At 48.1% G+C, this 25,090-nt stretch carries 24 protein-coding genes; 12 read left to right on the top strand and 12 right to left on the bottom strand.

What is annotated here, in order from left to right; genetic code table 11:
- Positions 1–130: 130 nt before the first annotated feature.
- On the bottom strand, positions 131–1,009 hold the full coding sequence (locus BQ8005_RS12250; RefSeq protein ID WP_075318250.1) for a DMT family transporter: 879 nt from the start codon (positions 1,007–1,009) through the stop codon (positions 131–133).
- A gap of 11 nt (positions 1,010–1,020) precedes the next feature.
- Positions 1,021–1,986, bottom strand: coding sequence for a DMT family transporter (locus BQ8005_RS12245; protein WP_075318249.1), 966 nt, complete (start codon positions 1,984–1,986; stop codon positions 1,021–1,023).
- Between the two features lie 195 nt (positions 1,987–2,181).
- Between BQ8005_RS12245 and leuS the strand changes: the two genes are divergently transcribed.
- From leuS to BQ8005_RS12230, 3 genes are read left to right on the top strand one after another with little or no spacing between them, the layout of a single operon-like run.
- Complete coding sequence (leuS, locus tag BQ8005_RS12240; protein ID WP_075318248.1) at positions 2,182–5,019, top strand: leucine--tRNA ligase; 2,838 nt, start codon at positions 2,182–2,184, stop codon at positions 5,017–5,019.
- An 11-nt stretch (positions 5,020–5,030) separates the two neighbouring features.
- On the top strand, positions 5,031–5,933 hold the full coding sequence (locus tag BQ8005_RS12235; protein WP_075318247.1) for a YitT family protein: 903 nt from the start codon (positions 5,031–5,033) through the stop codon (positions 5,931–5,933).
- A 13-nt stretch (positions 5,934–5,946) separates the two neighbouring features.
- Entirely contained in the window at positions 5,947–6,525 is a 579-nt protein-coding gene (locus BQ8005_RS12230; RefSeq protein ID WP_075318246.1) for a non-canonical purine NTP diphosphatase, read from the top strand.
- 95 nt (positions 6,526–6,620) lie between these two features.
- Here the strand turns inward: BQ8005_RS12230 and nadA are convergent, their stop codons facing one another.
- Positions 6,621–7,640, bottom strand: a complete 1,020-nt coding sequence (gene nadA / locus BQ8005_RS12225) for a quinolinate synthase NadA (RefSeq protein WP_075318245.1) — start codon at positions 7,638–7,640, stop codon at positions 6,621–6,623.
- A 380-nt stretch (positions 7,641–8,020) separates the two neighbouring features.
- On the opposite strand from nadA, the gene BQ8005_RS12215 reads away from it, so the two are divergent.
- Positions 8,021–8,560, top strand: a complete 540-nt coding sequence (locus tag BQ8005_RS12215; protein ID WP_075318243.1) for an RNA methyltransferase — start codon at positions 8,021–8,023, stop codon at positions 8,558–8,560.
- A 273-nt stretch (positions 8,561–8,833) separates the two neighbouring features.
- Here BQ8005_RS12215 and BQ8005_RS12210 read toward each other — a convergent pair whose 3' ends face one another.
- Positions 8,834–9,454, bottom strand: coding sequence for a DUF4294 domain-containing protein (locus tag BQ8005_RS12210; RefSeq protein ID WP_075318242.1), 621 nt, complete (start codon positions 9,452–9,454; stop codon positions 8,834–8,836).
- A gap of 98 nt (positions 9,455–9,552) precedes the next feature.
- Between BQ8005_RS12210 and BQ8005_RS12205 the strand changes: the two genes are divergently transcribed.
- On the top strand, positions 9,553–11,562 hold the full coding sequence (locus BQ8005_RS12205; protein WP_075318241.1) for a helix-hairpin-helix domain-containing protein: 2,010 nt from the start codon (positions 9,553–9,555) through the stop codon (positions 11,560–11,562).
- A gap of 16 nt (positions 11,563–11,578) precedes the next feature.
- Here the strand turns inward: BQ8005_RS12205 and BQ8005_RS12200 are convergent, their stop codons facing one another.
- Complete coding sequence (locus BQ8005_RS12200; RefSeq protein ID WP_075319183.1) at positions 11,579–11,923, bottom strand: cupin domain-containing protein; 345 nt, start codon at positions 11,921–11,923, stop codon at positions 11,579–11,581.
- Between the two features lie 267 nt (positions 11,924–12,190).
- Between BQ8005_RS12200 and BQ8005_RS12195 the strand changes: the two genes are divergently transcribed.
- Complete coding sequence (locus BQ8005_RS12195) at positions 12,191–12,964, top strand: radical SAM protein (protein ID WP_075318240.1); 774 nt, start codon at positions 12,191–12,193, stop codon at positions 12,962–12,964.
- Here the strand turns inward: BQ8005_RS12195 and BQ8005_RS12190 are convergent, their stop codons facing one another.
- Together BQ8005_RS12190 and BQ8005_RS12185 are read right to left on the bottom strand one after the other, a co-directional pair.
- Positions 12,965–13,855: a DNA/RNA non-specific endonuclease gene (locus BQ8005_RS12190; protein WP_075318239.1), complete on the bottom strand. Its 891-nt coding sequence runs from the start codon at positions 13,853–13,855 to the stop codon at positions 12,965–12,967.
- A gap of 118 nt (positions 13,856–13,973) precedes the next feature.
- Positions 13,974–14,858 carry a TraB/GumN family protein gene (locus tag BQ8005_RS12185; RefSeq protein WP_075318238.1) on the bottom strand — a complete coding sequence of 295 codons (885 nt, stop codon included), beginning with the start codon at positions 14,856–14,858 and terminating at the stop codon, positions 13,974–13,976.
- A 242-nt stretch (positions 14,859–15,100) separates the two neighbouring features.
- On the opposite strand from BQ8005_RS12185, the gene BQ8005_RS12180 reads away from it, so the two are divergent.
- Positions 15,101–16,453: a nucleoside hydrolase-like domain-containing protein gene (locus BQ8005_RS12180; RefSeq protein WP_234984043.1), complete on the top strand. Its 1,353-nt coding sequence runs from the start codon at positions 15,101–15,103 to the stop codon at positions 16,451–16,453.
- A gap of 98 nt (positions 16,454–16,551) precedes the next feature.
- On the opposite strand, the gene BQ8005_RS12175 is transcribed toward BQ8005_RS12180, so the two are convergent.
- Positions 16,552–16,851 (bottom strand): DUF3836 domain-containing protein, encoded by a 300-nt coding sequence (locus BQ8005_RS12175; protein WP_262484407.1) that lies wholly within the window; start codon positions 16,849–16,851, stop codon positions 16,552–16,554.
- Between the two features lie 482 nt (positions 16,852–17,333).
- Between BQ8005_RS12175 and BQ8005_RS12170 the strand changes: the two genes are divergently transcribed.
- Together BQ8005_RS12170 and BQ8005_RS12165 are read left to right on the top strand one after the other, a co-directional pair.
- Positions 17,334–17,816 (top strand): RNA polymerase sigma factor, encoded by a 483-nt coding sequence (locus tag BQ8005_RS12170; RefSeq protein WP_075318235.1) that lies wholly within the window; start codon positions 17,334–17,336, stop codon positions 17,814–17,816.
- A 12-nt stretch (positions 17,817–17,828) separates the two neighbouring features.
- Positions 17,829–18,407, top strand: a complete 579-nt coding sequence (locus BQ8005_RS12165) for a hypothetical protein (RefSeq protein ID WP_075318234.1) — start codon at positions 17,829–17,831, stop codon at positions 18,405–18,407.
- Between the two features lie 101 nt (positions 18,408–18,508).
- Here the strand turns inward: BQ8005_RS12165 and BQ8005_RS12160 are convergent, their stop codons facing one another.
- Entirely contained in the window at positions 18,509–20,185 is a 1,677-nt protein-coding gene (locus tag BQ8005_RS12160) for a SulP family inorganic anion transporter (RefSeq protein ID WP_075318233.1), read from the bottom strand.
- A 91-nt stretch (positions 20,186–20,276) separates the two neighbouring features.
- Positions 20,277–20,594, bottom strand: coding sequence for a DUF4884 domain-containing protein (locus BQ8005_RS12155; protein ID WP_083610562.1), 318 nt, complete (start codon positions 20,592–20,594; stop codon positions 20,277–20,279).
- A gap of 246 nt (positions 20,595–20,840) precedes the next feature.
- On the opposite strand from BQ8005_RS12155, the gene rbr reads away from it, so the two are divergent.
- Positions 20,841–21,419: a rubrerythrin gene (gene rbr / locus BQ8005_RS12150; RefSeq protein WP_021847194.1), complete on the top strand. Its 579-nt coding sequence runs from the start codon at positions 20,841–20,843 to the stop codon at positions 21,417–21,419.
- Positions 21,420–21,600: 181 nt separating this feature from the next.
- Here the strand turns inward: rbr and nadB are convergent, their stop codons facing one another.
- Positions 21,601–23,193 carry an L-aspartate oxidase gene (gene nadB / locus BQ8005_RS12145; RefSeq protein WP_075318232.1) on the bottom strand — a complete coding sequence of 531 codons (1,593 nt, stop codon included), beginning with the start codon at positions 23,191–23,193 and terminating at the stop codon, positions 21,601–21,603.
- Positions 23,194–23,295: 102 nt separating this feature from the next.
- On the opposite strand from nadB, the gene BQ8005_RS12140 reads away from it, so the two are divergent.
- Positions 23,296–23,709 carry a PH domain-containing protein gene (locus BQ8005_RS12140; RefSeq protein ID WP_075318231.1) on the top strand — a complete coding sequence of 138 codons (414 nt, stop codon included), beginning with the start codon at positions 23,296–23,298 and terminating at the stop codon, positions 23,707–23,709.
- A gap of 59 nt (positions 23,710–23,768) precedes the next feature.
- On the opposite strand, the gene BQ8005_RS12135 is transcribed toward BQ8005_RS12140, so the two are convergent.
- On the bottom strand, positions 23,769–24,164 hold the full coding sequence (locus tag BQ8005_RS12135; RefSeq protein ID WP_021847197.1) for a hypothetical protein: 396 nt from the start codon (positions 24,162–24,164) through the stop codon (positions 23,769–23,771).
- Between the two features lie 177 nt (positions 24,165–24,341).
- On the opposite strand from BQ8005_RS12135, the gene BQ8005_RS12130 reads away from it, so the two are divergent.
- Positions 24,342–24,890, top strand: coding sequence for a hypothetical protein (locus BQ8005_RS12130; RefSeq protein WP_021847198.1), 549 nt, complete (start codon positions 24,342–24,344; stop codon positions 24,888–24,890).
- Positions 24,891–25,090: the final 200 nt, after the last annotated feature.

Below are 25,090 nucleotides of genomic sequence, written 5' to 3'. Positions count from 1 at the left end.
CAAAGCCTTCTATTTCGTACTTTTTGAAAAACAGGAGTGTCAGCGAAAAGAAAGAATCGGCCACAGAAAGAAAGATAATATGCCCAAAATCGAGCAATCCGCTAAACCAACAAAAAGTTCATTCTTCCGCCTACTTCTTCCCTGCCAAATAGACGCCACACAATACGCAAGCCGCACCCAACAAAGCAACGGGTGTCAATGGTTCGCCCAAGAAAAGCAAGGCACCAATGGACGTAAAGATGGGGTTCAGGTAAATGTAATTGGAAGCGCGAACGGTACCCAACTGCTTCAGAATGAAGTTCCACACCACGAAGCACACCAATGAAGCCAATACACTAAGAAACAGCAGGTTCATCCAGACGGCAGGCCGTGCAAATGCCTCCAATGGGAATTGCCAGGGACGCACCAAGAAAGCAGGAAGAATGGTGAGCACCCCATAAAAGAAAACCTTGCGAGTAATGAAAACCGTGGAGTAGCGGTCGGCCACCTGGCGCATAATCAAGCTATAGAAAGCCCAGCAAAGGGCAGCCGTCAACGAAAGCACGTCGCCCAGAGGCGAAAGCTTCAACACGAAATTGCCGTTGAAAATGACCAACCCCACGCCCAGCAATGCCAACAACGAGCCGCATACCAACCGCCACGTAGCCCGCTCGCTCCGATAGAAAAGCCGAGCCAGCAACACAGTGAGCAGAGGCGTACTACAGACAATAAAAGCCACATTTGTGGTAAGCGTCACTTCAAGTGCCGTATTCTCCGTCAGAAAATAGAGCGAACCACCCGTCACGCCCGCCAGCAGCATCCAACCCTCGTCGCGCCACGTGCGGCAAAGCAATGTTCGAGGCGAAATGAACCAGATGCCCACGTAAGCTATGAGGAAGCGCAACAGGAAAATCTCCTGCGGCGTAAGCCCGTTCTCTATCAGCACACGGGTCGAAATGAACGTCATGCCCCAGATGCCTACCACCACGATGGCTGTCAAATGCCACTTGAAATCCTTGCCGCCTTCCATCGCCCTCTCTCCTACTCTGCTTCTTTGTCCAAGTTTTTCGCCTGCTTCTCCGCCTTATAGGCTTCCATTTCGGCACGGCTTTTGCTGGAAGTCACCAGCCATACACCGCCGAAAATCATCACGACGGAAAGCATCTTTGTCAAGTTGAAGCTGTCCATGCCCCAGCAGATGGCCACAATCGTAGCGACCAGCGGCTGGATATAGTTATACATGCCTGCCACCGTCGGACGCAGGTTCTTCTGCCCTACAATGATCAAAATATAGCTAAGAAACGTAGCACCCACTACTACGAAAAGGATGGAAGCAATGCGCGCTCCATCGAGCGCCAACCAGTCGGTACTCAAAAGACTATTGTATGAGAAAGGAAGCAGACAAATGAAGGCATAGGTAAACATCCATTTCATCACCGTCACGGCCGAATACTTGGCTACGAAATTTTTAAACAACACAAAATAAAAAGCATAACTGCACTGCGCCAAGAGCACAAACACATCGCCCAGCAGAGGATTATCACCCTTCGATGCCGAACTGGCCGTCGCTTGCGAACTTCCCAAGATAAGCAGCAACGCCCCCGATGCGCCCACGGCGATACCCAATATCTTCCGACCCGTGATGGGTTCTTTCAAGAAGATGGCCGCCAATATCATGGCGATGAGCGGCATGCTGGTCGTGATGATGGAAGCATCGACAGGCGAAGTCAGCCCTACGCCGAAGATATAGCTGCCCTGATTGAAGACGATGGCTAGAAGCGAAGCTACGAAAAGCTTCATCAGATCCTTGTGACCCACATGTTCAGGCTTTTGGAAAAAAGAAAAAATCCAAAAGAGAACCATCGCGCCAAAGACGCGCAAGTCGGTCATCACCAGCGAACTGACCGCCCCTCCTATCATGACGAATTTGGCCAGCGGAGCCATCAATCCCCACATGCTGTTAGCCGCCAACATCGCGGCATGGCCTTTCATTTTTGCTCTATCCATAAGTGAATATTTCTGTTTCGAGCGCAAAATTACGAGAAAAGTAAGCAACGTACGCCCGCAACCCAATGTTTTTTATCGGCTTGATGAGCAAATCTGAAAATAAACCTGTAAATTTGCAACGGTTTATTAACCGCATTATAAACCGAAAAAAGAAGATATAAACACGTTTTCAATAAATTATTAACAGACATCAGTATGGAATACAATTTCAGGGAGATTGAAAAGAAATGGCAGAAACGATGGGTGGACAACAAAACCTATCAGGTAACGGAAGACGATACGAAACAGAAATTCTATGTACTGAACATGTTCCCCTACCCCTCGGGTGCAGGTCTGCACGTGGGACATCCGCTGGGATACATCGCTTCGGACATCTACGCCCGCTACAAACGACTGCAAGGCTTCAACGTACTGAACCCTATGGGTTACGACGCCTACGGCTTGCCCGCCGAGCAGTATGCCATTCAAACTGGCCAACACCCTGCAATTACTACCGTCAACAATATCAACCGCTATCGCGAACAGCTCGACAAGATAGGCTTCTCGTTCGACTGGAACCGCGAGATACGCACCTGCGACCCCGAATACTACCACTGGACACAATGGGCTTTCCAGCAGATGTTCCAGAGCTACTACGACAACAAGTTGCAGAAAGCACAGCCCATCGCCCAACTGGTGAAGGCTTTCGAAGCCAACGGCACCGAAGGACTGGACGTGGCTTGTAGCGAGGAACTGAGCTTCACGGCCGACGAGTGGAAGGCTATGAACGAAAAGCAGCAGCAGGAGACGCTGATGAACTATCGCATCGCCTACCTGGGCGAAACGATGGTAAACTGGTGTCCTCAGTTGGGCACAGTACTTGCCAACGACGAAGTGGTGGACGGCGTATCGGAACGCGGCGGTTATCCTGTCGTACAGAAGAAGATGCGCCAATGGTGTCTGCGTGTGTCGGCCTACGCCCAGCGTCTGCTCGACAAACTGGAAACCATCGACTGGACCGACTCGCTGAAAGAAACACAACGCAACTGGATAGGCCGCTCGGAAGGTACCGAAGTTCAGTTCAAGGTAAAGGACAGCGACCTCGAATTCACCATCTTTACCACCCGTGCCGATACGATGTTCGGCGTAACGTTCATGGTACTGGCGCCTGAAAGCGAACTGGTTCCACAGGTGACAACCGAAGCCCAGAAGGCTGAAGTGGAAGCCTACTTAGACCGTACCAAGAAGCGTACCGAACGCGAACGTATCAGCGACCGCAGCGTGACGGGTGTCTTCTCGGGCTCGTATGCCATCAATCCTTTCACGGGCGAAGCAGTGCCCATCTGGATCAGCGACTACGTGTTGGCCGGATATGGTACAGGTGCCATCATGGCCGTACCTGCTCACGACTCGCGCGACTACGCCTTTGCCAAGCACTTCGGCCTGGAAATCCGTCCGCTGGTCGAAGGTTGTGACGTTTCCGAGGAAAGTTTCGACGCCAAAGAAGGTATTGTCTGCAACTCGCCGAAGGCCGGTGCCACTCCCTATTGCGACCTGTCGCTGAACGGACTTACCATCAAGGAAGCCATTGCTGCTACCAAGAAATACGTCAAGGAACACCACCTGGGCCGCGTCAAGGTGAACTACCGCCTGCGCGACGCCATCTTCAGCCGCCAGCGCTACTGGGGCGAACCGTTCCCCGTCTACTATAAGGACAACATGCCCTACATGATTCCTGAAAGCTGCCTGCCGCTGGAGCTGCCCGAAGTGGCCAAGTTCCTGCCTACCGAAACAGGCGAACCGCCATTGGGACATGCCACGAAGTGGGCTTGGGACACGGTAAACAACTGTGTCGTTGAGAACAGCAAGATTGATAACCAGACCGTCTTCCCGCTCGAACTGAACACCATGCCGGGCTTCGCAGGCTCCAGCGCCTACTACCTGCGCTACATGGATCCGCGTAACCACACAGCACTGGTAGCCCCGAACGTAGATGCCTACTGGAAGAACGTGGATCTCTATGTAGGCGGTACAGAACATGCTACCGGCCACTTGATCTACTCCCGCTTCTGGAACAAGTTCCTGCACGACCTGGGTATCTCCGTTGTGGAAGAACCTTTCCAAAAGCTGGTGAACCAGGGTATGATTCAGGGACGAAGCAACTTTGTATATCGCATCAAGGATACCAATACTTTCGTGTCACTGGGCCTGAAAGACCAGTACGACACTACCCCACTCCACGTGGATGTGAACATCGTGTCGAACGACGTGCTCGACGTGGAAGCCTTCAAGAACTGGCGTCCTGAATACAATACCGCCGAGTTTATCCTCGAAGACGGTAAGTACATCTGCGGTTGGGCGGTTGAAAAGATGTCGAAATCGATGTTCAACGTCGTAAATCCCGACATGATTGTCGAGAAATACGGTGCCGATACGCTGCGTATGTACGAGATGTTCCTCGGCCCTGTAGAACAGTCCAAGCCCTGGGATACGAACGGTATCGACGGTGTACACCGTTTCCTCAAGAAATTCTGGTCGCTCTTCTACGACCGCTCAGGCCAGTATCTCGTGACCGACGAAGCTGCCACGAAGGACGAACTGAAGTCGCTCCACAAGCTCATCAAGAAAGTGACGAGCGACATAGAGACCTTCTCGTACAACACCAGCATCAGTGCCTTCATGATTTGTGTCAACGAGCTTTCTGCCCTGAAGTGCAACAAGAAGGAAGTGCTGAACCAACTGATTGTAGTATTGGCTCCTTTCGCTCCCCACGTCTGCGAGGAATTGTGGGAAACACTGGGCAATGCAGGTTCCGTATGCGACGCCCACTGGCCGGCCTACAACGAGGAATATCTGGTGGAAAACACCGTAAACTACACCATCTCCTTCAACGGAAAGGCACGCTTCAACATGGAATTCCCCGCCGATGCCGCTTCGGATGCCATCCAGGCAGAAGTGCTGGCCGACGAACGCTCGGCCAAGTGGATGGAAGGCAAGTCGGTAGTGAAAGTCATCGTCGTGCCGAAGAAGATTGTGAACGTGGTAGTGAAATAAATCAGTAAACTATGCATATCAGTAAACCAAGTAAAGCAGCATTGATGAGGGAGTTGAAAGACTATGTCATGATTACCCTCGGACTCATCAGCTATTCGCTGGCATGGGCAGCTTTTCTGATCCCCTACCAGATAACGACAGGTGGAACCACAGGTATCGGAGCCATCATTTATTATGCCACCGGCTTCCCCATCCAATGGTCCTACTTCCTCATCAATGCTGTACTGATGACTTTTGCCATCAAGATACTGGGTCCCAAATTCAGCATCAAGACGACTTATGCCATCTTTATGCTGACATTCTTTCTGTGGTTGTTCCAGAAGATTGTGAACGGTCCTGACGGCATACCGCCACAGATTCTAGGACCTGGACAGGACTTCATGGCCTGCCTGATCGGCGCATCGATGTGCGGGTTGGGCCTGGGTGTGGTGTTCAATTGCAACGGAAGTACGGGCGGAACGGATATCATCGCCGCCATCATCAACAAGTATCGCGACGTGACGCTGGGACGTATGATCATGGCCTGCGATGTGGTTATCATCAGTTCGTGCTACTTCATCTTCCACGACTGGCGTCGCGTGATATTCGGTTTTGTGACATTGTTCATCATCGGCTTTGTACTCGACTACATTGTGAACAGTGCCCGCCAGTCGGTCCAGTTCCTCATCTTCTCCAAAGAATACGAGAAGATAGCCGACCGCATTACCAAGGAAACCCATCGTGGCGTAACGGTGCTCGACGGTACAGGCTGGTACAGCAAAGGTCACGTCAAGGTACTGGTAGTCCTAGCTTACAAGCGCCAGTCGGTCGAAATCTTCCGCCTGGTCAAGGACATCGACCCCAATGCTTTCATCTCGCAAAGCTCGGTCATCGGTGTATATGGTGAAGGTTTCGACAAACTGAAAGGAAAATAAATTCTATCAAGATATGAAGAAATATGTCTTTGCAACCAACAATGCCCACAAGCTGGAAGAAGTGAAAGACATCTTAGGTGACAAGATAGAACTTCTCAGCATGAAGGACATCAACTGCCAGACAGACATTCCCGAAACGGCTGATACCCTGGCAGGAAACGCCTTGATAAAGGCAAGATACATTTACGAAAACTATCACATGGACTGCTTTGCCGACGATACTGGTCTCGAGGTGGAGGCACTGAACGGCGCTCCGGGCGTCTATTCGGCCCGCTATGCAGGCGACGCCCACAACTCCGAAGCCAACATGAAGAAGCTACTTCAGGAATTGGAAGGCGTGGAGAACCGCAAGGCTCAGTTCCGCACCGTCTTTGCCCTGATCATCGACGGAAAGGAACATCTGTTCGAAGGCATCGTCAAGGGAGAGATTGTCAAGGCACGGAAAGGGACTTCTGGCTTCGGCTATGATCCAATCTTTGTACCCGAAGGCTATACCCAGACCTTTGCAGAAATGGGCAATGCCGAAAAGAACAAGATCAGCCATCGGGCCAAGGCTACGCAGAAACTCTGCAAATTCCTGAAGTCCATTTGATGCAAGTTACTACACAGACTATATAAAAAAAGAGTGCCGACATAACCGAATGTCAGCACTCTTTTTTTATACATTACAACCTATTATTCAGAAAATTATAATCCCAGCTGTGCCGATATCTCGAGCATGCGCTTGATGGGACGGACAGCCTTTTCGGCAATGGCAGGATCGACGGTTATCTCGGGACTCTCGTCTTTCAGGCAGTTGTAAAGCTTCTCCAGCGTATTCAGACGCATGAAGTTGCATTCGTTACATCCGCAGGTGCTGTCCATCGGAGGAGCAGGGATAAAGGTGGTTTGCGGACATTTTTTGCGCATCTCGTGCAGGATACCTGCTTCAGTAGCTACAATATATTCTTTTTCAGGATGAGCTACGGAATACTTCAGCAGGGCGGCGGTCGAACCTACGACATCGGCCAGTTTCAACACAGCCCCCTTACATTCAGGATGGGCCAGGATGACTGCCTGGGGATGCTGCTTCTTGATTTCAACTATCTTTTCAACTGAGAACTGTTCGTGTACATGGCAGGCTCCATCCCATACCAGCATATTACGACCTGTAACGGAGTTGATATAACTACCCAAGTTTCTATCAGGTCCAAAGATTATTTTCTCATCTTTTGGAAAGCTTTCTACAATCTGACGAGCATTAGTAGAAGTGACCACTACATCAGTCAATGCCTTGACGGCCGCCGTGGTATTGACATACGAAATAACAGTATAGCCCGGATGTTCCTTGACAAATTGTTCGAACTTATCGGCCGGACAGCTATCAGCCAGCGAACAGCCGGCGGCCATATCGGGCACCAGTACCTTCTTTTCAGGGCAGAGAACCTTGGCTGTTTCGCCCATGAAGTGAACGCCACACATCACAATGATGTCTGCCGTTGTCTTGGCAGCCTGTTGTGCCAACGCCAAGCTGTCGCCGATATAGTCGGCGATTTCCTGTATTTCACTGCGCTGATAATAGTGACCCATGATCAGGGCATTTTTCTCTTTTTTTAATCGGTTGATAGCTTCTACAAGATTATCCATAATAAAAATTTTATTTCTCTTTTTTCTTTTTAAATCCCTATGGTAGTGATAATAGGCTGTTAATACGGTGGACAAATAAATACGATTTTTCTTGCCTGTGAAGTTATTAGTCTCTTCTTTCTGTTTATCCCATGCTTATCAACGGGCAGGAAAGAGGTTAATCCTTGAAAACAAGCATACTTTTGTTCTGTATTAACTTCTTGTTCATATATTGCAAAGTTAATAACTTTCGGGGGATTATCTGTCTGAATGATGCTGAAAAATCTGTTTAAGATTGCTTGGAAACTAAATGCTAACTTTTTTGGGATATTCATAACTCATGGAGCATATAGTTTCTTTTGAATCGTGCAAGAAAAAGTTTTCATTTTCTTTTCATTGAGTTTCCACATGTTTTCAACGGTTGTTAACCGCTATATGAACGGAAAGGAGTATCTTTGCCAAGGATATAAAAACAGAATCGTATGGAGCATCGTAAATTGAAGATTACCGAACTGAACCGAATCAGTGCTGAAGAGTTTAAGAAGGCAGACAAACTGCCTCTGGTTGTGATACTTGACAATGTGCGTAGCTTGCACAATATTGGCTCAGTCTTTCGTACGTCCGATGCTTTTCGTGTGGAGTGTATCTACTTGTGTGGTATTACGGCTACTCCTCCTCATCCTGAAATGCACAAGACGGCATTGGGGGCTGAATTCACAGTAGATTGGAAGTATGTTAATAACGCGGTTGAAGCTGTTGATAACTTGCGTCAGGAGGGGTATATTGTGTTTTCTATAGAACAAGTTGAAAACAGTATCATGCTGGAAAACATACAGTTAGAGCAAGGGAAACGTTATGCCGTGGTGTTGGGAAACGAGGTGAAAGGTGTTCAACAAGAAGTGATCGACCATAGTGATGGTTGTATTGAAATCCCCCAATATGGCACCAAGCACTCGCTGAACGTGTCAGTAACGGCAGGTATCGTTATTTGGGACTTGTTCAAACAACTTAAAACATTGTAATTTTCTGTCTCTTTATAGGAAGATCATCTGAGATATCTTACTAAGTGAAGCTTGTTCCCAATAGAGGAAACAGTTGTTACCTTTATAAGGTAACGGTCGTTTCCAAATGCTGGAAACGATTGTTTCTATGTATAGGGAACGGAGAAAAGAAGCCGCTTGTAGGGGACAGTATGGTTCATAACTTATGAACAGAACTAATTATTTGATTTATAGCGAACTGTTTTCTTCTTATTTGAATAGTTAACCGCTGTTTCAACAAGATATAAACATGAATCAGAGTTGTCCGCTCTCTACCAGCAGAATGACACGTTCGGTCAGAGCATCATCGCCTGTAGCATCGTATTCCTTCTTCAGACTGGCACCGAAGAGGGCGGCAAACGTCTGATAGAAGCCTGCACGAAAAGTACCAAGGAAAGCTTTCACCAGTTCATAACCTGTAGAATGTGTTTGTCTGTCCACCAACTTTATTAACAGCTTGCCTTGAGAGAAAGTGAGTTTCTTCATGCGAGGCATATATTGTTCTTTCAAGCTTTTCTCGACTCTCTTCAGGTGTTTGGACCTTTCTTTGGGAGGAAGCGTCTGCAAGTATTCATAGGTTTCGATGACAATCTGATTGACTTCTTTGGCAATGGGCAGGACCTTCTTGACATCGCGTATCAGTTTGTAGTATTGTGTACGGGCTCTTTTGTTTTTGAACTTTAGTGGTTTGAATATATAGACGGTTGGTAACTTTACGTAAGGGATGGTGTCACCTTCGTAAACGGTCATGGGGGTGAGATACACCTTACCAGATTGTTGTTTCTTCTGTTGGGCGTAACCGTTGAAAGTAGCGGTTATTAACAGGATAATGGTTAATATGAAAAGCTTTCCGTTCACGTTGCAAAAGTACAGCATTCTTTGATATTTTTTTTGAATACCTTTCTTTTTCCTTGCATTGTTAACTTATTTAAGGTAACTTCGTTGGCACATAAACAAAAAATTACATCGATCCTATGAAAAACATAAAGATAGGGGTGTGGTTGCTGATAGGATTGATTTCTTCTGTCGTGCAGGCTCAGAATACCAATCTGATGCTTTGGGAAGAAAACTTGGAGCAGCTGGCTACCGAAGCTGAAAGCACGGATTGGGAAGACGAACTGGAGGAACTTTCTCATCGACTGACTCAGAAACTGAACTTGAATACGGCTACACGACAACAGCTGGAGATTTTTCCTTTCTTGTCGGACATTCAGGTGGAAAACCTGTTGGTATACGTGTATGTGCATGGCGATATGCAGACATTGTACGAACTCCAGTTGGTGGAGGAGATGGACAAGGCGACTATTGAACGGTTGCTTCCTTTCGTCTGTGTGGTCCCTTCGCGTGAGGAAGAGAGGTTTCCTTCGTTAAGGAGTATTTTGAAGTATGGAAAGCACGAGGCGACGACTCGTTTCGATGTGCCTTTCTATACGCGCAAAGGATATGAGACAAGCTATCTGGGACCTTCGCTCTACCATTCGTTACGTTACAATTTCCGTTATAGCGACCGTCTGCAAGTGGGCGTGACAGGCGAGAAAGATGCAGGCGAACCTTTTTTTGCCTTGCACGACCGTCAGGGATACGACTATTATTCCTTCTATCTGTTGATGAAAGATTGCGGACGCTTGCAAACCTTGGCTATAGGTAACTATAAAGCCAGTTTCGGACAAGGATTGGTGTTGGGCAATAGTTTCGGATTTGGCAAGACTTTCTCGTTGGCAACTACTGAAAACCGCACAGAAGGTTTTCGCAAGCACAGCTCATCGGACGAATACAATTACTTCAGAGGGGTGGGGGCTACCGTCCGTTTGGCATCTCGTTGGCAGACCTCGGCTTTTTATTCGCATCGGCGGATGGATGGCGTGGTAGAAGATGGATCGATCACTTCCATCTATAAGACAGGCTTGCATCGCTCGGAAAGTGAAGCGGCCAAGAAGCATGCCTTTGTGATGCAGGTGGCAGGAGGAAACGTTTCTTACGAAAACGCTCATCTGAAAGTGGGCATGACGGGTGTATATTATTTCTTCGACCGTCCTTATGAACCTAATTTGAGGAAGTATGCCCGCCACAATCTGCGGGGCAATCATTTCTATAACGCGGGTGTGGATTATAAACTTCGCTTGGGCAGGTTTGCTTGGGTGGGGGAGGCGGCCAAAGGAAAACAAGGTTATGCTTTTCTCAATCAGTTGCGCTATCAGGTGGCGAACAATTACAAGGTTATGCTCATCCATCGCTTTTATTCCTACGACTATTGGGGGATGTTTGCCCATTCGTTTGGAGAAAGCAGTGCTTTGCAGAACGAAAACGGCTGGTTTCTGGGCGGCGAAGCATCGCTTTTCGCCCGATGGCGTTTCTTTGGTGCGATCGATCTTTTTTCGTTTCCCTGGTGGAAGTATCGCATCAGTAAGCCTTCGCAAGGAGTGGACGGCTTGTTTCAAGCTACGTTCACGCCCAACAAGCGATGGTCGATGTATGCCAACTATCGCTTCAAGCGGAAGGAAAGGGATGTGACAGGTAGCGGAGGAGAAACTATATTGCCCACTTACCATCACAAAGTGCGCTATCGACTCAATTTCGTGCAAGACATTTGGAGCCTGCGTACTACGTTTGATTACAATCATTTCAGCCAGCCTCCTTTGCAATATAGTCAGGGATGGCAGGCGACGCAATCGTGTAGTGTACGATTGCCTTTCTTTCCTTTGGCCGTTTCGTTGCAAGGCACCTATTTCCATACCGACGATTATGACTCGCGCGTCTATGCTTACGAGAAAGGGTTGCTTTATACTTTCTATACGCCTTCGTTCTATGGTCGCGGCTTTCGTTTTTCCGCTCATTTGCGTTATGATTTTCGCAACTGGCTGATGTTGATAGCCAAATTCGGACAAACCATCTATCAGGACAGGGATGAGATAGGTTCGGGCAATGACCTGATACGAGGAAACAAAAAGTCGGACCTGCAAATACAAGTCCGACTGAAATTTTAGCGTATGAAGAGTGTGTTTATTTCTTCAAGAAATCATCTCTATATGGGTTGAAGCAGTCGATGAGAAGACCTGCTTCAAGGCATACACAACCATGCTCTACGTTGGGCTCCATGTAGAGCGCGTCGCCTGCCTTTACCACTTTCTTTTCGTTGCCGATGGTAAATTCGAATGCGCCGCTTACGACATAAGTCACTTGTGTGTGCTTATGGGTATGGGCTGTACCGACACCTCCTTTTTCGAATTTTACCTTGACCATCATGATGTCCTCGTTGTAACCTACAATCTGGCGGGTCACACCTTCGCCTGCAGGTTCCCATTCCATGTCATTTTCATACATGAATACGTTGCTGTGATTATCCATTTCCTTTTGATTTTGTTGTTGCGTACAGCTGCTTGTGGCAAACAGAGCCGACAAGGCGAATACGGATACAAGAGTTTTAAAAGTTTTCATATGCAGTAGTTTATGCTAATTGTTGTTTGCAAATGTAGGTAACTTCTATGGATTGTAAAGACGATTTTGTTGAAAAGTGGAGCAAGATTGTTTATTTTTGAAGGAAAAACAAAGAATTCATTCATTTTGCTTACCTTTGTTTTTGTTATTCGTGATTGGTTAAAATAGAAGATTGGTATGACTGTCATCTATCCTTCGCCCATTTTTGGGCCTGTTCATTCCCGTCGTTTGGGAGTTTCGCTGGGCATCAATCTGATGCCTGCCGATGGTAAACTATGTACATTCAATTGCATTTATTGCGAATGTGGCTTCAATGAAGATTTTCGTCCGAAACTTCCTCGTCCGACGCGTGAAGAAGTGCGCCAGGCACTCGAAGCCCGCCTACAGGATATGAAGGCCAACGGTCCTGCTCCCGATGTCCTGACCTTTGCAGGTAATGGAGAGCCGACGGCTCATCCACATTTTGCTGAAATCATTGATGATACGTTGGCTTTGCGCGACCGTTATTTCCCAAATGCCAAAGTCAGTGTGCTCAGCAATTCCACCTTTATCCACAAACCTGCCGTCTTTGATGCATTGAACAAGATAGACAACAATATCTTGAAACTCGATACAGTAGACGAGGACTATATTCGCGACCTTGACCGTCCGACAGGCAAATATGCTGTGGCTGATATCATTGAAGGTATGAAGGCGTTCAAAGGCCGTTGTATCATTCAGACAATGTTCCTTAAGGGTGGATATAAGGACAAGGATATGGACAACACGTCAGACAAATATGTCCTTCCTTGGCTGGAGAAAGTAAAGGAAATAGCTCCTCGCCAGGTGATGATCTATACCATCGACCGCGAGACACCCGATCACGATCTGCTGAAGGCTACGCACGAAGAGCTTGACCGTATTGCCGCACTGGTGAAGGAAGCAGGAATTGAAGTAAGTGTATCGTATTGATTAGTTCCATTGTTTCCAATCACATTTCGCTTCTACTTGTTTCTCCACATCATCAGGTAGGGCAGGGAAGAAGTCGATGCCTGTAATGCGCTCCACTTGGTCAACGGAATTGATATAGCTGTCCAGCGGATGGTTGCCTGAAGTATTTTTGTAGATGAAGCCGATGGCACGCGGAGGGCGGCTGTCGGCACATAGGATGACTTTGAAGAAGGCTTCGGGAACGGTCACTTTGTGCTCTTTTCCGATGGTGCAATGTTTTTGATTGTAAAGGATGGGACCGCAGACGATGTAGATACGACCTTCCTGTTCAGCCCATACGCGACAGCGGTCTTCCAGTTCCTTCCAGTCGCCGCGATTCAGGTTGTGGTGCTGAGGACAGATATTGGTCATGTAGAAGCTTTCTTGCATGGCGCGCCAGTGCCAGCGGTTGTCGGCAGCGGGACACATGTGGCCGCGATCCCAGCCCGAACCTTTGTAGTCGTCGGTAGTGACGGCTTCGCTTTCAGGCAGGTCGGGGTCAGGTAGAAATTTATCCGTGCGGCTTTCGCGTTCTATCAGTTTGTCGCGATTTAGCTCCCACGCTACCCAGTTGGGTAGGTTTAATGTACGATTATAAGATACTGTATACCCTTTCCGTTTCAGAATGGTTTCGTTTATGCCTTTTAATGGGACAGGTATTTCGAGGCCTTGGGTAGTGGAGAGGTTTGTTTGTGTTTCAGGTTCACTTGTCTGTACAGCGGACTTTATGCTTTGTGGCAGGCGGTCGAGATGAATAAGTCCTGATTTCCAGGCATTGCTTAGCGGGCCATAGCCGATGAAGGCGGCACAAACCAGTAGAATAAAATACAGAAGACCTTTGGAGTCTTTCTTTTTAGCTTTTCTTCTTGCCATAAGAATTCGTTTGTTCAGACTCCAAAGGTAGTGAAAGTCGAAAGCAGAAAAAACAAAGCTTGCTTGATTTTTTTTGCTGAGGTGTATTCTGCCTTATCGAAAGGAAGGAAAATTAGCGTCACTTCATTGGCTCTATCGTGTATCCTTGGTCTTCGAGTAGCTTCAGAAGACCTCGCTGGCTGGGCAAATGGCCAGCACCTACTACAAACAGGGTGGGGGCTTGCTTCATGATGTCGGGCATTTGGCGGGCCCAGTTGGCATTGCGGCCGAATATCAGGGTGTCTTCTTCCTGAGGTGTACTGTCGCAAGAGTCGTTTTGTTTCTCTTCCATGATTTCAAGTAGGGTATTGAGGTCCTGGTTCATGTATGCTTCTGTCATGCGTTGGGCCTGTAAGGTAGCGTAGTCGATGGTGGTAGCCGCACAATAGAGCAGGTGAGCCTGGCGTTGCAGGCTTTGCGAGCGGTAGAGTACGTCGATTTGCTGTTCCATGCTTTCCAGCCCTCCCACTTTCTTTCCAGCCTGTTTGGCCTGTGCCTGAAACCAAGTATCGAGTTGTTCTTGCGGATTGAAACCCTTTACCGACTTGGCAGCCAGTGCTACGGACAGCTGGGTGGTAAGGGCGGCTGGCTTCAGTTTGTCGAACAGGGCAAGGTCCATGCCGATATATGTCTTTACGACCGAAGCGATGCTGTCGTATTCGGCAGGCGTGAAGAGGCTCTTCAGCGTAGTGTCGGCTGGCAGCATCATGGCCTGTTGCATCTTCATCAGCATGTCGGGCTTCATGGCATTTTCCATGACGAGCTCGCCATAGACCTGTTGCGTTTCGTCCATCGCCTGCTTCATGCCTGCAATGCTGTCCTTGATGCTGAGGGGAGCCAGATGGTGGGTACCCATGACGTACGAGGGGTGGTCGAGTCCGTTGCCCGATACTTTCCATAACAGTTGTGCTTGAGCTCCGAGAGTGATGCAAAGGAGCATCACGAGTGCGAGTGTCTTTTTCATTGTTGTCATTTGTCTTTTTGTTTTTTGTTGATGCAAAGATAGGGAAGGATAGTGGGGATTTAGGTTAACGTTACGTTAATGTTAGGTTAACAGGCGACGGTCATAAACACTGACTCTGTCTGTAAGAATAGGAAAACATTCTGTATCTTTGTTGGCGTTATTATTGGAATAGTATGATTGGATTGAGATTTATTAGAATTGTTTGCTTGCTGGTCATCTGTTATTATACATCTGTCAAGGGAATGGAAGACAGGCCTCGCATCATTGTCACAACCGATGGTGAGGCGGACGATCGTGCTTCGTTTGTACGCTTTCTGCTGACGTCCAATGAGTTTGATGTCGAAGCTATAGTGAACAGCAGTTCGGAGTTCCATTGGGTGGGTGGTAAAGGATGGAATACTTTTCATCCCGTCGAGTGGATAGCAGAGTACATCGGATATTATGCACAGGTTTATCCCAATCTGTTGAAGCACAGTAAGGATTATCCTTCGCCCGACGAGCTGCTGGCACGTTGGAAAGTGGGTAACATCAGTGCGGTAGGCGAGTATGCCACCCGCACGGAAGGAGCTCGCTTTATTGCAGATATCCTCTTGGACAACTCAGACAGCCGTCCCATCTGGTTGCAGGCCTGGGGGGGATGCAATACGATAGCGGCAGCCTTGAAAATTATTCAGGAAGACCATCCTGAGCGTATGGCTGAAGTAGCTTCACGCCTTCGCCTGTATCTCATCTGGGAGCAGGACGAGACTTATCAGCAATATATCCGCCCTCAGTGGGAGCCGTATGGCATACCGACCATTATTTCCGACCAGTTCGACTGCATGGCATATATATGGCCGAAGGTGCTGCCAAGCGAGGTTAAACCTTATTTTGAGAAGGCATGGATGAAGGCTCAGATACTGGAGGGACACGGACCTCTGTGCGACGCCTATCCCAACAAGCAGGGAGCCTTCAATGCCGAGGGCGACACGCCCGCTTTTCTGCATACCATTCCTACAGGTTTGCGCAACGGGGAGTCGCCTGCCTATGGAGGTTGGGGAGGACGTTATGTCAGGGTCAGGGGAAATGTGTGGATGGATCCTCTGCCTTCATCGGATTATGAGCATCCTTCGGGCCAGTGGGGGATTGCCAACAGCTGGTCGAAACGTTTGGAGCATGCGACTGATACGGCGGAAATCAATGTCCGTACCCACTATTTCAAGCCCCTCTGGCGATGGTTGGACGACATTCAGAATGACTTTGCGGCACGGGCGGATTGGTGTGTAGAAGAGTATGAGTCGGCCAATCATCCGCCTGTCGTCAGCTTGGCTCAGGCTTTGTTGGACGTCTCTGCAGGTGTTGGTGAAGTAATCGAATGGGATGCTTCAGGCAGTACCGACCCCGATGGCGATACGTTGTCTTTCCGCTGGTGGCATTATGCCGAAGCTGGAAGTTATGCGGGTCATGTCGAAGGAGTTTCCACACCCAAGTTTTCATTTCGGGTGCCCGAAGATGCCCGCGTGGGCGATACTATCCATCTGATTTGTGAGGTTCGCGACTCAGGTACACCTGCATTGACGCGCTATTGTCGGGTGATTGTGACCGTAGTCGGATAAATTGTCCTTTGTTTACATACACTTGTCCCCCGAAACGGCTGTCTACAAATGATGCGTTTCGGGGGATAAGTGTATGTAAAGTCAAACTTCAAGCGGGGTTATTCAGCCTGTCTGTCGTCGGTCGGATTGAAGGTTTCCGTCTGTTGGAGGACGTAGTTTTGGCGGGCGTCGCTCCACACGTAGGTCTTCTTGTCTGTCACCTGTCCTTGTGCATTGTAGGTGAAGTCCATCTTGAAGAGGCGTTTCAGGTACTTTCCGTTTTCCACGCTGAACACTTCCTTGTTCGCCAGTCGGTTGTTTTCCATTTTTACGTTATACACCAAGTTGGTAGATACGCCTGCGGCCGAAATAAAAATGGCCATGATGAGATTGGTAATCATATTCGTTTCAGTTTTTATAGTTAGACATTCCTTTTTTCTTGTTTCGATGTCGCAAAGGTAGGGTGACGCAAGGAGCTTTCAGGTTAAGGTTACGTTAAGCTTAGGTTAATGCCTGTTTGTCGTCAGTAAATATCAACATGAGTGTCGTAAAGAGGGACTTTAGCAAGCTAAAGTGGCACTTTACGAGAACCATGTTCATGGTTGCGAGGCGGAAGGGTATTTATGGCTTTTCGTAAAGCATCGTTTTATCTTCCGTAAAACATAGTTTTATCCTTCGTAAAGCATTGCTTTTTCGGGTGAAAGCAATTTATTTTGTTTCGCGATCCCGTTTTTTGAAAGAATAAAGTTCTTTTCTATGTGAATCGTTCACCATAACTTGTTTGTTATGAGACGCTTACTTTGAAACTTCATTGAATGGAGATGAATGAATCAAAATAATGGGTGTGAACGTATAGTTTTCGGGTCGCTTTGTGGTCTAACAAGTAAAAACGGCATGTGAAATGAATGCGAAAGAACAACAATTCATAAATATCATCCGAGAGCATGAGCGGACTATCTACACCGTCTGCTACATGTTTTCGAACGATACGGACGAGGTGAACGATCTCTATCAGGACATTCTCGTCCGCTTGTGGCAGGGCTTCGATGCCTTCGAGGGGAAGAGTGATATCCGAACGTGGATTTATCGCGTCAGCCTGAACTACTGTATCAACTTCAGCAACCGCCAGAAGAAGCAGCGCGAACGGCTGGACTTGGGTACGAGTTTTCCTTCGGAAGGGAGAAGTCTGGAAAAGAATTTGCAGATAAAGCAGCTTTATAAGCGGATCAATGCATTGGGACTGGTCGATAGAAGTGTCGTTCTGTTGTGGCTCGAAGGCCTGAGCTACGACGAGATTGGCGCTATCCTAGGTATTTCTGTCAAGAATGTCTCGTTCAAGTTGGTTCGCATCAAGGAACAACTCAAAAAAATGTCTAACATCTAAAAAACGAATCGTATGGAAATCAATATCGAAAAAGAACTTCAGACACTGAAATCGGAGTATAACGTGTTTAAGGAAGGGTTGGAAAAGCAGGAAACGCTGAACGAAAAGTTTTTCAAATCCCTCAGGAAACGGCCTGCGATGGCCATCAGCAAGGAAATCAGAGACCGAATGTTGGGCGATGTCCTGACGGTACCCATGATTATTGTGATTTGTGTCAACATAGATTGGCCTCTGCTGTTTGGCATATTGGTGTCATTGTGGGCTTTGGTCGATTTGGGTGTCAGCTTGTGGGTCAGCCGCAAATTGGGCATGAACCATCTGCTGGACGACGATGTGCGGACGGTTACAGAAAAGATTACCGGTTATCGCAGATTTTACACGGGATCGCTCCTTGTCGGCATAATTCCCCTGACCGCCATGCTCACCTACATTTTTATGCGCCTGTATGCTCAAACGGACGATCCTGCTACCGTACAGCTTATTACCGTATCGGGCATTGTTTCCATCATTGTTGCCATTGTGATAGCTCTGTTTCAATATAAAAAGCATGTGGAAAGGTGCAAAGAGCTGCTGGATCAGTTCGAGGAGTAGTGGTCGATATATTTAAGATCGTTGTGGATCTTTAAAATAAAATGTGCCAAAAACAGAAATTACTCGTTTTTGGCACATTCTTTATATGCGAAGTTGTCTGTTTATAACAGCTTCTTGGCCCGCTCCAGCGCTACATTGATGTTGGGACAGATGTTTTCTTCGCCCAGCAGTTCGTAGAAGCCCGATTTCTCCAGTACCTTGTGTACTTTCTCGTTGACGCCCGAGAGGACGATAGTTATCTTTTCCTTTTGCGACATGCGGCAGAGGTTCTCCAGATTGTGAATACCCGTGGAGTCGATGAACGGCACCTTACGCATGCGGATGACACGTACTTTGGGTCGGTCGCCCATCTGCGCCATCATTTCTTCAAACTTAGTGGCAATGCCGAAGAAATAAGGACCGTTGATTTCGTATACCTCCACACCCTGCGGGATGATAAGGTGTTCCTCGCTCGTGGCGATATCCGATTCCTTGCTGGGGTCTATCTCGTCTTTGATGACCGAGATTTCTGTTGTCTCCATCACACGGCGCATGAAGAGCACGCAAGCAATGACCAGACCCATTTCAATGGCTACGGTCAGGTCGAAGATGACGGTCAGGAAGAAGGTGATGAGCAGCACCGTGACGTCCGACTTCGGATTGCGGAGCAGTGCCTTGAATGTACGCCAGCCGCTCATGTTATAGGATACTACAACCAGTACGCCCGCCAGGCAGCCCATGGGGATGTATTGGGCCAGTGGCATGAGCAACAGTAGGATGAGCAGCAGTACGATGGCATGTACGATGCCAGCCACAGGTGACTTACCGCCATTGTTTATGTTGGCCATGGTACGTGCGATAGCTCCTGTGGCAGGGATGCCGCCGAAGAGCGGTGTAATGATGTTGGCCGCTCCTTGTGCGATAAGCTCCGTGTTTGAGTCATGTTTGTCGCCAATCATACCATCGGCAACGGTAGCTGAAAGCAACGATTCAATGGCACCTAGCACAGCGATGGTCACGGCTACGGGGAAGAGGTTCTTTACAGCTTCCCAATCCAATGCGGGGATAGCGGCATCGGGCAGCTCGGCACGGATGCTGAAGCGGTCGCCGATGGTGTCGATGCAGGTAATGCCGCCGTAGGTCTTCATCAGCCAGACAGCCAACGTTATCACTACAATGGCGATGAGCGAGCCGGGTATTTTTTTAGAGAACCTGGGTGTCAGGGCGATGATAGCGATACTTACTATGCTCACCAGTGTGTTCCACCAATTCACTGTATCAAAGTGTCTGAAATAGACCAGCCATTTACCTACAAAGTCGCCAGGCACCTTCTCGTCGCCAAACTGAAGGCCGAATACATCGGCCACCTGTGTAGTGAAGATGGTAACGGCAATACCGCTTGTAAAACCCACAATGATGGGATAGGGGATGAATTTGATGACTGCTCCCAACTTGAATACACCCAGCAGCACCAGGATGACACCTGCCATCAGCGTAGCTACGATGAGGCCCGCCTCACCATATTGCTGGATGATGCCATAAATGATAACGATAAATGCACCTGTAGGTCCGCCGATTTGCACCTTGCTACCGCCCAGCAGGGAAATGATGAAACCCGCAATGATGGCGGTTACAATACCTTTCTCGGGCGATACACCTGATGCAATACCGAAAGCAATAGCCAATGGAAGGGCTACGATGCCCACAATGATGCCGGCCATGAGGTCGGCCATAAACATTTCTTTAGAATAATTCTTCAGCGCCGTGTAGAGTTTCGGCTTGAATTCGAACGCTTTCATTTTCTGTTTAATAGAACTTATTTTACCTATTGAGTTTGTTGTGATTCCGAAAACGAGGGTGCAAATTTAGGTAAAATAAAGCAAATAGTTGCTATTGCTCTGCTTTTTTTGTGAATACGTTGTCATTCCGTTGGCGGTAAGTGACCGTTTGCTGGCGTGTGGAGTCGTTGGGGATGGCGGTTACGTCGCCTTGTGTGGTGAAATAAACATAGCTGGACGAATATGTATCATAAAAGCGATATACACGGCATCCGTCGTGTTCGAAGAGGTAACTGACAGTATAGTCGGGGTTATTGGCGGCTTTGTCGACCGAAACGGAACGTTGTACGAAACAGGCGGAAAAACAAATGCAGGCCAAAGCCAGCAAAAGGAGAGAACTGAGATTTTTTTTTCTGAGATTTTTTTTCATGGAGGATGGAATATTTATGAGGTTTCTATGAACCCAAAGATAGTGACATTTGTTTTTTTATAGCGTATGGATGACGACAATTATTGTTAATACAACTAGGTTTCTACTGTATAATAGATTTTGTTTATGAAGTGATAGAAAAATCCGATAAGGTTGGAGATAAGGCATTTGAAGTCTTTTTCCTACATTTGCAACGTAAGAAATCAACAAAAACAAAATATTAACCCTTTTAAAAACTGAATGATTATGACTAAGAGTATCAAAGGAACCCGCACAGAGAAGAATCTGATGACTTCGTTTGCCGGCGAATCGCAGGCACGCATGCGTTACACTTACTTTGCCAGTGTAGCTAAGAAAGAAGGTTACGAACAGATTGCTGCTATCTTCATGGAAACAGCCGATCAGGAAAAGGAACATGCTAAACGCATGTTCAAGTGGCTCGAGGGTGGTATGGTAGAGATTACAGCCAGCTATCCCGCAGGTGTTATCGGCACGACGCTCGAAAACCTTCAGGCAGCTGCTGCAGGTGAGCACGAAGAGTGGTCGCTCGATTATCCCAAGTTTGCTGACATTGCCGATGAGGAAGGTTTCCCCGAAATAGCTTTGATGTACCGCAACATTGCTGTAGCTGAGAAGGGACACGAAGAACGCTACCAAGCTTTTGTAAACAATATCCAGAATGCTACTGTCTTTGCCAAGGAAGGCGAAGTGGTATGGCAGTGCCGTAACTGTGGATTTATTTATGTAGGTAAGGAAGCTCCTGAGTTATGTCCTGCTTGTCTCCATCCGCAGGCTTACTTCGAAGTGAAGAAGGAAAACTGGTAAGATTTGGATTATCTCCATTCTATATTTTATAAGTAACGACCCATTGGCAGAAGTCGCATAGACAGGCCAATGGGTCGTTTTTATTATATGCTTGTTATAGGTTGCAAAATTAAGTTTGCGTCCAATTCTATGGCCATCCGGGACCAATGAGGGAGTCCTCTTAATGTTTACAGAAGACTTTTTATTTTTTCTTTCCGTCGGCTTCGTCGGCGTGGTGCGGATAGTCGATGGTGTAGTGCAGGCCGCGGCTTTCCTTGCGCTCCATAGCTTGCTTCGTGATGAGGTAACCCACATTGATCATGTTGCGCAGTTCGCATAGCTCGCGCGTGGCCTTGCAACGCTTGAAGAGGCGTTCAGTCTCCTCATAGAGGATGTCCAGGCGGTTCCAAGCGCGGGTGAGGCGCACGTTACTGCGCACGATGCCCACATACGACTCCATAATCTGGTTCACCTCCTTCATGCTCTGTGTGATAAGTACACGCTCTTCGTTACTGATGGTGCCCTCGTCGTTCCATTCAGGTATGTCTTCGTTGAAGTCGTAACGCTCCAGCACGCTCAAGGCATGCTTGGCAGCCGCGTCGGCATAGACCACGGCTTCGATGAGCGAGTTCGAGGCCAGACGGTTACCGCCGTGCAGGCCTGTGCACGAACATTCTCCGATGGCATAGAGGCGACGGATGCTGCTCTGCCCGTCGAGGTCCACCTTGATGCCTCCGCAGAGGTAGTGGGCAGCAGGTGCTACAGGGATATAGTCCTTTGTAATGTCGATACCGATGCTGAGGCACTTCTGATAGATGTTGGGGAAGTGGCGCTTCGTTTCTTCGGGGTCTTTGTGGGTCACGTCCAGGTAGACATGGTCTTCGCCGCGGAGCTTCATTTCGTTGTCGATGGCACGAGCTACGATGTCACGCGGGGCGAGCGACAAGCGCGGGTCATACTTCTGCATGAACTCTTTGCCGTCCATTGTGCGGAGTACGCCGCCGTAGCCGCGCATGGCCTCGGTGATGAGGAACGAGGGACGGTCGCCTGGATGGTAGAGGGCCGTGGGGTGGAACTGGATGAATTCCATGTCCTTCACCGCTCCCTTGGCGCGGTAGACCATGGCAATGCCGTCGCCTGTAGCCACCAGCGGGTTGGTGGTGTGGCGGTAAACGGCCTCACAGCCTCCCGTAGCCATGACGGTTATCTTGGAGAGGAAGGTGTCCACTTCGCCCGTATTCTCGTTCAGTACATAGGCGCCATAGCACTTGATGCCCGGCGTGTAGCGCGTCACGATGATGCCCAGATGGTGCTGTGTGATGATTTCCACTGCATAGTGGTCGGTGAATATACTGATGTTGGGATGCCTTTTCACAGCTTCGATGAGCGAAGTCTGTATCTCGGCTCCCGTGTTGTCCTTGTGGTGCAGGATGCGGAATTCAGAGTGACCGCCTTCTTTGTGCAGGTCGAATGTCCCGTCTTCCTTTTTGTCGAAGTTCACGCCCCAGTGGATGAGCTCCTTGATCTGTTCGGGGGCATTACGCACCACCTTCTCCACGGCGGCGCGGTCGCTGATCCAGTCGCCGGCTATCATGGTGTCTTTGATGTGCTTGTCGAAGTTGTCCACGGCCAGATTGGTCACCGAGGCGATGCCTCCCTGTGCAAAATACGTGTTGGCCTCTTCCATTCCGGCCTTACAGATGAGGGCTACCGTCCCCTTTTCCGCCACTTTCAGGGCGAAGCTCATACCGGCTATTCCTGAGCCGATGACGAGGAAATCGAACTTTCTTACCATAACAATGTGTATTAGCAGGTTGCAAATCTACAAAATAAGTGCGTTGTTTGTGCGCTTTGCCACCGAAAATCCATACCTTTACCGCAAAAAAAAGAAGAAACTATGGACAGAGTATTCCATGCCCGAGTGGGTGCAGCCCGTTATCTGGCGCTGCTTATGTTTACGTTCATGCTGGTTTATTGCTTGTGGGTGAAGTACATCTTGATAGCTGTGCTATGGGGTATCCTGTTGCTTCATTTCATCGAAAAAATCATTCATACTACTTATACATTGACAACAGATGGTCAGCTGATCATTTATGAAGGACGTTTTTCGCGCAGACGTGAGCGTTCGTTAGCCGAGATTGTGTCAGTGGACTGTCGTTCGTCCATGCAAGTGGGAGGACGTGCGTTGGTGCACTATGTGCTGGTAGTCTATAAAGATGGCAAGCACGATGCCCTCCAGCCTACCAATGAAAAAGAGTTCGTGCGGATTTTGGAGAAGCGGCGGAAGGAATTAGATAAAACGAATGGATAGGAGGCTTTTACTAAAACTATGCAATCCATACTCGAAAAGGCTGTTTTGCGAGGTGTAAATCAATGGTTTGTTTCCAGCAGGCCAATGAGGAATTCTCGTTGGAGCGAATAGTTGTCGCTATGCTGCTGGATATATTTTAACAGTTGGATGCCTTCCTGTCGGAGGCGTGATTTCAGTAGAGGATTGTCCTCATCTACTTCTTCGGCCAGCTTCAACATGTTGACGGCGGCCAACTCCAGCTTCTCCATGCCGTCGGGCGTGTCGGCATGGCGGGCAATTAGTTCGTCGGCACTGGTGTTGAGCAAGTCGCGGGTGTCTGTCCCCAATATCTGTCTCGTCAGGTGATCGTAGTCTTCCCATTCCTTCTGGCGGATTTTTTTCTTGTGTAGCAGCGCCTCTACAATCATAGAGACGATTTGCTGTATCATGCGTATCAGGTAGTCTTGTTTAATCATATCTTAAGTTTCTTTTATTAGTCGTTGTCGGGTTGGATAAATTACATTCAGATGCCAGATTTTTTAGGTTTTATCGTCAAAAGTTTCCTATTGGTCTATTCTGTTTTCTATTTGTTCGAATGCTGGCTACATTTGCAATGTCATTCATAGTAAACAAAGGAGGAATAAGAGATGAAAATGAGCCTGAAATATACGGTATTGTGTCTTGGAATTTTCCTATCTGCTTTGCAGGTACAGGCACAGGTGGCTTCGGAAGGCGAGCCAGAGAAGAAAGGTGAAATGTTTCGCGAAGTGCCTAATCCTGAAAAGATGGCACAAAAAGAAACTGATCGCTTGAAAGAAGCTTTGAATCTGACGGACAAGCAGTATAAGAAAGTCTATAAACTGATTTTGAAAGAACAGCGCGAATTGCTTGAAAACCGTATGCAACGTCCGCCTATGATGGGGGCAAATGGTCGGGGGCCTCGTCCGCCTCATGAGGGAGGAATGCCACCCATGGGCATGGGAGAAGGTGCTCCTGACGGTATGCACCGTCCACCTATGATGGATGGAGCTCCGAAGCCAGAAAGTACGGAGGACATGCAAAAGCGTATCGCCAAAAAGAACAAAAAAATGAAGAAGATACTCACCGAAACCCAATATGACCAATGGTTGGGCATGAGTCAAAAGCCGATGCCTAAACATAAACCGGAGGGTACGCCGAAGCAAGAAAGAGATGATGAGTGAGGATTGATATCGCTGGCGTAAAAACGGTGGAGCAGCCGTCGTTTCCTATACAATAAATAGGAAATGGCGGCTGTTGTTTTTTGATTGATATTTGTGAGTACAGGTAAAGATATAAAAAAAGGGCTCCGCTGAGCCCAACCTTTTGTTAACCTTAAATCTAATACTATGAAAAACACATTGCAAATGTACGGACTTTGGGG

Origin of the sequence: Bacteroides togonis (assembly GCF_900130135.1) — a bacterium.
Classification (GTDB): domain Bacteria; phylum Bacteroidota; class Bacteroidia; order Bacteroidales; family Bacteroidaceae; genus Bacteroides; species Bacteroides pullorum.
The sequence above is the reverse complement of the archived record's forward strand: the minus strand, read 5'-3'. Positions and strand labels throughout refer to the sequence as shown.

Bases quoted from the DNA above. Each gene is read 5' to 3' on its own strand.
- BQ8005_RS12190 (WP_075318239.1), bottom strand. From the start codon at position 13,855: ATGGCAAGAAGAAAAGCTAAAAAGAAAGACTCCAAAGGTCTTCTGTAT.
- BQ8005_RS12195 (WP_075318240.1), top strand. From the start codon at position 12,191: ATGACTGTCATCTATCCTTCGCCCATTTTTGGGCCTGTTCATTCCCGT.
- BQ8005_RS12215 (WP_075318243.1), top strand. From the start codon at position 8,021: ATGGAGCATCGTAAATTGAAGATTACCGAACTGAACCGAATCAGTGCT.
- BQ8005_RS12185 (WP_075318238.1), bottom strand. From the start codon at position 14,858: ATGAAAAAGACACTCGCACTCGTGATGCTCCTTTGCATCACTCTCGGA.
- BQ8005_RS12235 (WP_075318247.1), top strand. From the start codon at position 5,031: ATGCATATCAGTAAACCAAGTAAAGCAGCATTGATGAGGGAGTTGAAA.
- BQ8005_RS12170 (WP_075318235.1), top strand. From the start codon at position 17,334: ATGAATGCGAAAGAACAACAATTCATAAATATCATCCGAGAGCATGAG.
- BQ8005_RS12210 (WP_075318242.1), bottom strand. From the start codon at position 9,454: ATGCTGTACTTTTGCAACGTGAACGGAAAGCTTTTCATATTAACCATT.
- BQ8005_RS12200 (WP_075319183.1), bottom strand. From the start codon at position 11,923: ATGGATAATCACAGCAACGTATTCATGTATGAAAATGACATGGAATGG.
- leuS (WP_075318248.1), top strand. From the start codon at position 2,182: ATGGAATACAATTTCAGGGAGATTGAAAAGAAATGGCAGAAACGATGG.
- BQ8005_RS12180 (WP_234984043.1), top strand. From the start codon at position 15,101: ATGGAAGACAGGCCTCGCATCATTGTCACAACCGATGGTGAGGCGGAC.
- BQ8005_RS12135 (WP_021847197.1), bottom strand. From the start codon at position 24,164: ATGATTAAACAAGACTACCTGATACGCATGATACAGCAAATCGTCTCT.
- nadB (WP_075318232.1), bottom strand. From the start codon at position 23,193: ATGGTAAGAAAGTTCGATTTCCTCGTCATCGGCTCAGGAATAGCCGGT.
- BQ8005_RS12245 (WP_075318249.1), bottom strand. From the start codon at position 1,986: ATGGATAGAGCAAAAATGAAAGGCCATGCCGCGATGTTGGCGGCTAAC.
- BQ8005_RS12250 (WP_075318250.1), bottom strand. From the start codon at position 1,009: ATGGAAGGCGGCAAGGATTTCAAGTGGCATTTGACAGCCATCGTGGTG.
- BQ8005_RS12160 (WP_075318233.1), bottom strand. From the start codon at position 20,185: ATGAAAGCGTTCGAATTCAAGCCGAAACTCTACACGGCGCTGAAGAAT.
- rbr (WP_021847194.1), top strand. From the start codon at position 20,841: ATGACTAAGAGTATCAAAGGAACCCGCACAGAGAAGAATCTGATGACT.
- BQ8005_RS12165 (WP_075318234.1), top strand. From the start codon at position 17,829: ATGGAAATCAATATCGAAAAAGAACTTCAGACACTGAAATCGGAGTAT.
- BQ8005_RS12130 (WP_021847198.1), top strand. From the start codon at position 24,342: ATGAGCCTGAAATATACGGTATTGTGTCTTGGAATTTTCCTATCTGCT.
- BQ8005_RS12155 (WP_083610562.1), bottom strand. From the start codon at position 20,594: ATGAAAAAAAATCTCAGAAAAAAAAATCTCAGTTCTCTCCTTTTGCTG.
- BQ8005_RS12230 (WP_075318246.1), top strand. From the start codon at position 5,947: ATGAAGAAATATGTCTTTGCAACCAACAATGCCCACAAGCTGGAAGAA.
- BQ8005_RS12205 (WP_075318241.1), top strand. From the start codon at position 9,553: ATGAAAAACATAAAGATAGGGGTGTGGTTGCTGATAGGATTGATTTCT.
- BQ8005_RS12140 (WP_075318231.1), top strand. From the start codon at position 23,296: ATGGACAGAGTATTCCATGCCCGAGTGGGTGCAGCCCGTTATCTGGCG.